Below are 4,504 nucleotides of genomic sequence, written 5' to 3' on the forward strand. Positions count from 1 at the left end.
TTAGAATGATGTATAGAGGTGTAAGAGATAAGTCATTTTTCCTGTTTAGATTGACGAAACTTTTTGCTTAGTCCCCAACTTTTGCACCTGATCCAAAATAAATCCAATGAATAATAAATACTAAGCTAAAAAGAGTATAAAACAAAAAAGCCTCCCTTAAAAGGGAGGCTTTTGAGCCAGTGGAGGGACTCGAACCCACGACCTGCTGATTACAAATCAGCTGCTCTAGCCAGCTGAGCTACACCGGCGATTAACCGTATTTTATACAATATAGATTCTCTATGAGAATTTGAGCCAGTGGAGGGACTCGAACCCACGACCTGCTGATTACAAATCAGCTGCTCTAGCCAGCTGAGCTACACCGGCGACTCAACTATATTGTATATTAATTTAATTTCTTTGAAGAATTTGAGCCAGTGGAGGGACTCGAACCCACGACCTGCTGATTACAAATCAGCTGCTCTAGCCAGCTGAGCTACACCGGCAACTCAATTATATTGTAATATGAATTCTTTAAAAGAATTTGAGCCAGTGGAGGGACTCGAACCCACGACCTGCTGATTACAAATCAGCTGCTCTAGCCAGCTGAGCTACACCGGCGACTCAACAATATTACAATATAAACTCTTCAAAAAAATATGAGCCGATGGAGGGACTCGAACCCACGACCTGCTGATTACAAATCAGCTGCTCTAGCCAGCTGAGCTACACCGGCGACTCATTTTGCGAGTGCAAAGATAGCACGCTTTTTGTATTTTACAAGACCTTCAGCGTTTTTTTTTATCTTTTTTTTCTACTAAAGAGCATTTATTTTCTCAACTAATTGACCAGCAACAGTTTCAAGTTTTGTATAAACTCCTTTAAAATGTGCTTTTTTATTTTCAATATTCTTAGCATTTACTTCATCGATCAATTCATCGAATGAATTTAATGCTTCTTCTAATAATGCATTAGTAGATTCAGTAACTCCATTAGTAGTCATTTCGTGAATATAAATAGCTTGAATAATATCACCTAATACATAGTGAATATCTTTTTTTAAGTTTTTTACACTTGCCATAATTCTTTCTTATTTAAAATTTGAAACAAATCTACAATTTTAAAATATCCTATACTACTTTTTTAAGAAACAAATATTTCTAAAAGTGTAGCATCCCCTGACAATTGAATATTTTCAATTAAAGCTGGTACTAAAATTGTATTTCCTTTTTGAAATTGATACTTCTCAGAACCAATAGTCATCGTACACTCCCCCTCTGTCACTACATAAATATAAAACCTTTGAGAATCTTTCTTTTTTAAAAACTCTCCTTTTAAAGGAATATAATTAACCGAGAAAAAAGGACACTCTACTATTTTATTGATAGTATTCTTTTCTTGTGAATATTGTAATTCTACTTCTTTCTTATTATAATCTATAGCATCCAGAGCTAAATCTACATGCAATTCTCTTGAATTGCCTTTAGCATCAACCCTTCCCCAATCATAAACACGATATGTAATATCAGATGTTTGCTGAATTTCAGCAAGTAATACACCTTTTCCAATTGCATGGATAGTACCTGCATCTATAAAGAAAACATCTCCTTTCTTAACAGGAATTTCTTTAAGAATAGAAGGTAATGTATTCTTTTTTAAGTGTTCTAAATAACTTTCTTGAGTAACTCCTTCTTTAAAATCGACTACAACTCTTGCTCCTGGATCTGCTTGCATAACATACCACATCTCTGTTTTACCACAAGAATTGTGACGTTTTTGTGCTAATAAATCATTAGGGTGCAATTGAATTGATAGATCCTCCTTAGCATCTAAAAACTTAAATAATAATGGAAAGTGTAATCCAAAACGTTCTATGATTGAATTACCCAATACTTCTTGTGGATAAGCTGCTATAAGTTTATCCAATTCCATACTCTTATATGCTCCATTAGCAACAATACTAATGTCGTTAGGCACTCCAGAAATCTCCCAACTCTCTCCTACTTCACTAGAATGAATATCTTTTCCAAGTACTGATTCTAGCTTCGTTCCTCCCCATATTCGATCCTTTAGTATTGGATTAAATAGTATTGGATATTGTATAAAATTCATACGCTAAATCAAATCAATTAATATATAGACCGAAGTCTATTAAACTTTTCCTTTTCGCTTTTCAAAAAAAACGAAGGCGCAAGTTACAACTTTTACTAATAAGACTTAAATTTTAGTTTTCTCCTTTATAAGAAACAAAATTTCTTGCAGTCTCATATAGTTCTACTTCTAAAGCTTTATCTTGAGGGATAAAAGGCCTTAATTTTTGCCAAATTACCACCGCTATATTCTCAGCGGATGGAATTAAATCTGCAAACTCTGGAACATCTAAGTTTAGGTTTTTATGATCAAAAGTTTCTTCTATCTCTCTCTTAATCAAATCTGAAAGCTCTTTCAAATCCATTACAAAACCAGTCTCTAAGTCCAATTCACCAGTAACATGAACTATCAGTTCATAGTTATGACCATGATAATTGGGATTATTGCATTTCCCAAAAATCCTTTGATTTTTTTCATCAGACCATTCTTTTCTAAACAACCGATGTGCTGAATTAAAATGGGCTTTACGACTAACTCTTAATTTCATATATTACTTTTTTTGAGCCTCTATATAATGGTAAAACTTAGAAAAGATTATTTTAAACCATTCAGTGTAAATTTCTGGATGTTTCTCCATATCTAATTTAATCCCTTCAACAGACATCCATTTCCAAGCTTCTACTTCTTCTAAATTAATATTAGGTTCTTCATTATAATACCCTATCATTACGTGATCAAATTCATGTTCTGTTAGTCCATTGTCAAAAGGGGCTTTATAAATAAAATTAAAAACATCTTTCAATGGTACTTCAAATCCCATTTCTTCCATCAAACGTCTTCTACCTGCCTCAATATTAGTTTCACCTACACGCTGGTGACTACAACAGGTATTTGTCCATAACAAAGGAGAGTGATATTTCTCTGAAGCACGTTGCTGTAACATAACTTCATTTTTATCATTTAAAATAAAAACAGAAAAAGCACGATGCAATAAAGCTTTTTGATGCGCTTCAATTTTTTCCATTGAACCTATCTGTTCGTCTTTTTCATTAACTAATATCACAAATTCTTCTTTCATACCGTAAAAATTATAACAATTTCAAAAATACAAAAAAGATATGGTATAACTAATTTCTTTAATTATTCCTCTAAAACTATTTCTAATAGAAAAACAATAACATAACTACCTACTTCTCTTTTTTTAAGTAAAAAAAGCTATAAAAAAGCTACTTTTAAAGTAATATGAACTCAAAAAAAGAAAATAAACGAAAAAAAACACCTTCTAATACGAAGTATTTTTTTTTCAAAAAATAGCCCGTATCGCCTATTCTACAAGACATACAAGCATATTTTTATACAATAATTGATTTAATCAAATACGATAATTCTCCGACTATTGTTGCACAATTCTCCGAGTTTAAAGGGATTGGAGCTATTTTGTCGAAGCATAGTCGGATCACTGTCCCATCATTGTCCGTAGAAACTTCTTTAAAAAAGTACTAATTCATACAAAACTCCTATAAAAAGTATACTCATAATTTCTTCTAAACCTCACTTTTCTTTAATACAAATCACTTTTACTTAACGCCCTCTGTAAATAATAATTAACTTAATGTTATTTATTTTTACTTACTTTTGAGCCAAATACGATAATAATAATGGAACGAAAAATTAAACTAATTTGGGATTTTAAAGGTCCTGCAGGAGAAAAAACAGCTGAACATCACGTTATCCATTTGAAAGAATATGTTGCTATTGAAAAACTTCCTATTTCAATAATAGATTACAGTCAGCTGTCAGAATTTCACTCTATTGCGTACATGGTAGTTAATGATGAGCAAATGAGACAACTTCGTGATATACTAAAACCTCACAGAGGAGAATTATACCAAGATTAAAAACAAAAAAAGAGGCTGTCTAAAAAGATTATATAGAGGATAGGAAATTCAAACCCCTTATCGCTATTTCAGGACGGGACACAATACAGAAATAAAAAAGGGTGATCTTACAGACCATAGACATGCCCCAAAAAGTTAGACACTTTTTGGGGCATTTTTTATGAGTAGAAAACAGAAATACAATTTTGAATTTAAGTTACGTATAGTAACTATTATTTTGGAAGGTAAAGACAGTATGGGGGGGACTTTCTCGATCAGAAAAAATCAGTGAGTTTAACCTTTATTTTTGGCTTAAACTATATGAAGTTTATGGAGAACAAGGATTACATGGAATCTCCAAAAACAAATTCACTATAGAAGAAAAAATTCATATTATTCAGGAACATCAAAATAGTGATTTATCTTTGACAGATACCTGTGTTAGATATAGAATCTCAAATCCTTCTGTCTTATTCCAATGGATAAGAAAATTTAAAAGCAAAGGATTTAAAGGCTTAGAAGACAATCGGGGTGTACATTTAAAGAAAAATAAAACA

At 32.1% G+C, this 4,504-nt stretch carries 6 protein-coding genes and 5 tRNA genes; 2 read left to right on the forward strand and 9 right to left on the reverse strand.

Annotated features, from left to right (window positions below; translation table 11 throughout):
• Positions 1–174: 174 nt before the first annotated feature.
• The 9 genes from BLT46_RS12870 to idi form a co-directional block, all read right to left on the reverse strand.
• Positions 175–248, reverse strand: a tRNA-Thr gene (locus BLT46_RS12870).
• Positions 249–292: 44 nt separating this feature from the next.
• A tRNA-Thr gene (locus tag BLT46_RS12875) sits at positions 293–366 on the reverse strand.
• Between the two features lie 45 nt (positions 367–411).
• Positions 412–485 (reverse strand) — tRNA-Thr (locus BLT46_RS12880).
• Between the two features lie 41 nt (positions 486–526).
• A tRNA-Thr gene (locus tag BLT46_RS12885) sits at positions 527–600 on the reverse strand.
• A 41-nt stretch (positions 601–641) separates the two neighbouring features.
• Positions 642–715, reverse strand: a tRNA-Thr gene (locus BLT46_RS12890).
• Between the two features lie 81 nt (positions 716–796).
• On the reverse strand, positions 797–1,060 hold the full coding sequence (locus tag BLT46_RS12895; RefSeq protein ID WP_090410519.1) for a hypothetical protein: 264 nt from the start codon (positions 1,058–1,060) through the stop codon (positions 797–799).
• A 62-nt stretch (positions 1,061–1,122) separates the two neighbouring features.
• On the reverse strand, positions 1,123–2,091 hold the full coding sequence (locus tag BLT46_RS12900; RefSeq protein WP_090410520.1) for a type I phosphomannose isomerase catalytic subunit: 969 nt from the start codon (positions 2,089–2,091) through the stop codon (positions 1,123–1,125).
• A 112-nt stretch (positions 2,092–2,203) separates the two neighbouring features.
• Positions 2,204–2,617, reverse strand: a complete 414-nt coding sequence (locus BLT46_RS12905) for a 6-pyruvoyl trahydropterin synthase family protein (protein ID WP_090410521.1) — start codon at positions 2,615–2,617, stop codon at positions 2,204–2,206.
• 3 nt (positions 2,618–2,620) lie between these two features.
• Complete coding sequence (idi, locus tag BLT46_RS12910) at positions 2,621–3,148, reverse strand: isopentenyl-diphosphate Delta-isomerase (RefSeq protein WP_090410522.1); 528 nt, start codon at positions 3,146–3,148, stop codon at positions 2,621–2,623.
• 580 nt (positions 3,149–3,728) lie between these two features.
• Between idi and BLT46_RS12915 the strand changes: the two genes are divergently transcribed.
• Positions 3,729–3,968 (forward strand): hypothetical protein, encoded by a 240-nt coding sequence (locus tag BLT46_RS12915; RefSeq protein WP_090410523.1) that lies wholly within the window; start codon positions 3,729–3,731, stop codon positions 3,966–3,968.
• Positions 3,969–4,339: 371 nt separating this feature from the next.
• Positions 4,340–4,504, forward strand: a 165-nt coding sequence (locus BLT46_RS13360) for a helix-turn-helix domain-containing protein (protein WP_394332448.1), incomplete at its 3' end; no start/stop codon positions are given.

Source organism: Myroides phaeus, from assembly GCF_900099675.1.
In the GTDB taxonomy this organism is placed as follows: Bacteria; Bacteroidota; Bacteroidia; order Flavobacteriales; family Flavobacteriaceae; genus Flavobacterium; species Flavobacterium phaeum.

Coding starts and splice junctions, on each gene's coding strand:
- BLT46_RS12900 (WP_090410520.1), bottom strand. CDS start 2,091: ATGAATTTTATACAATATCCAATACTATTTAATCCAATACTAAAGGAT.
- BLT46_RS12915 (WP_090410523.1), top strand. CDS start 3,729: ATGGAACGAAAAATTAAACTAATTTGGGATTTTAAAGGTCCTGCAGGA.
- BLT46_RS12895 (WP_090410519.1), bottom strand. CDS start 1,060: ATGGCAAGTGTAAAAAACTTAAAAAAAGATATTCACTATGTATTAGGT.
- BLT46_RS12905 (WP_090410521.1), bottom strand. CDS start 2,617: ATGAAATTAAGAGTTAGTCGTAAAGCCCATTTTAATTCAGCACATCGG.
- idi (WP_090410522.1), bottom strand. CDS start 3,148: ATGAAAGAAGAATTTGTGATATTAGTTAATGAAAAAGACGAACAGATA.